General features: G+C 55.8%; 1 rRNA gene (running past one end of the window). It reads right to left on the bottom strand.

Annotated features, from left to right (window positions below):
• Window positions 1–21 precede the first annotated feature (21 nt).
• A 23S ribosomal RNA gene (locus ACIPK3_RS34245) occupies window positions 22–1,424 on the bottom strand; it runs 1,806 nt beyond the window's last position.

Genomic DNA, 1,424 nt, shown 5'->3' with positions numbered 1-1,424 from the left:
ACACAGTGGACGCGAGCAACTGAGGACAAGCCCTCGGCCTATTAGTACCGGTCAACTCCACCAGTTACCTGGCTTCCATATCCGGCCTATCAACCCAGTCGTCTACTGGGAGCCTTACCCTCTCAAGGAGGTGGGAATACTCATCTCGAAGCAGGCTTCCCGCTTAGATGCTTTCAGCGGTTATCCTTTCCGAACGTAGCCAACCAGCCATGCCCTTGGCAGGACAACTGGCACACCAGAGGTTCGTCCGTCCCGGTCCTCTCGTACTAGGGACAGCCCTTCTCAATATTCCTACGCGCACAGCGGATAGGGACCGAACTGTCTCACGACGTTCTAAACCCAGCTCGCGTACCGCTTTAATGGGCGAACAGCCCAACCCTTGGGACCGACTCCAGCCCCAGGATGCGACGAGCCGACATCGAGGTGCCAAACCATCCCGTCGATATGGACTCTTGGGGAAGATCAGCCTGTTATCCCCGGGGTACCTTTTATCCGTTGAGCGACGGCGCTTCCACAAGCCACCGCCGGATCACTAGTCCCGACTTTCGTCCCTGCTCGACCCGTCGGTCTCACAGTCAAGCTCCCTTGTGCACTTACACTCAACACCTGATTGCCAACCAGGCTGAGGGAACCTTTGGGCGCCTCCGTTACTCTTTAGGAGGCAACCGCCCCAGTTAAACTACCCATCAGACACTGTCCCTGATCCGGATCACGGACCCAGGTTAGACATCCAGCACGACCAGACTGGTATTTCAACGACGACTCACCGCGAACTGGCGTCCGCGTTTCAAAGTCTCCCAGCTATCCTACACAAGCCGAACCGAACACCAATATCAAACTGTAGTAAAGGTCCCGGGGTCTTTCCGTCCTGCTGCGCGAAACGAGCATCTTTACTCGTAGTGCAATTTCACCGGGCCTATGGTTGAGACAGTCGAGAAGTCGTTACGCCATTCGTGCAGGTCGGAACTTACCCGACAAGGAATTTCGCTACCTTAGGATGGTTATAGTTACCACCGCCGTTTACTGGCGCTTAAGTTCTCAGCTTCGCCAGAACGAATCCTGGCTAACCGGTCCCCTTAACGTTCCAGCACCGGGCAGGCGTCAGTCCGTATACATCGCCTTACGGCTTCGCACGGACCTGTGTTTTTAGTAAACAGTCGCTTCTCGCTGGTCTCTGCGGCCACCCCCAGCTCACGGAGAAAATCCGATCACCAGACGTGGCCCCCCTTCTCCCGAAGTTACGGGGGCATTTTGCCGAGTTCCTTAACCATAGTTCACCCGAACGCCTCGGTATTCTCTACCTGACCACCTGAGTCGGTTTAGGGTACGGGCCGCCATGAAACTCGCTAGAGGCTTTTCTCGACAGCATAGGATCATCCACTTCACCACAATCGGCTCGGCATCAGGTCTCACCCTGCATGAGT

The sequence above is a fragment of the Streptomyces sp. NPDC086787 genome (genome assembly GCF_044745865.1).
In the GTDB taxonomy this organism is placed as follows: domain Bacteria; phylum Actinomycetota; class Actinomycetes; order Streptomycetales; family Streptomycetaceae; genus Streptomyces.
The sequence above is the reverse complement of the archived record's forward strand: the minus strand, read 5'-3'. Positions and strand labels throughout refer to the sequence as shown.